We start from the raw sequence: 240 nt of genomic DNA on the forward strand, positions 1-240 counted from the left end.
CTGATCCCCGTTGTTCCCCTTACTGGACCCTCCAAAAGAGTACAGCTTGTCTCCCACGGCAACAGCGGCATGACAATGGCCTTTACTTGGCACTTCTTCGAGGTGAGCAGTCCAGTGGAACATTTCACACAACTGCAACTATGTGGACTAAACTGGATTAAATGAGGCCTGCTCTGTATAAAACTGTATAAAGTTCTGTTGTGTCTGCCTCCACTTATATTGGTACAGAGACACAAACAT

General features: G+C 46.2%; 1 protein-coding gene. It reads right to left on the minus strand.

Translation table 11 applies throughout. From position 1 onward, the window contains the following. Positions 1 to 123 (minus strand): hypothetical protein (locus tag IEQ44_RS18395; protein WP_369074448.1); only part of this gene is annotated, 123 nt, incomplete at its 3' end. Positions 124 to 240 lie beyond the last annotated feature (117 nt).

The sequence above is a fragment of the Nocardioides malaquae genome (assembly GCF_015070385.1).
Classification (GTDB): Bacteria; Actinomycetota; Actinomycetes; order Propionibacteriales; family Nocardioidaceae; genus Nocardioides; species Nocardioides malaquae.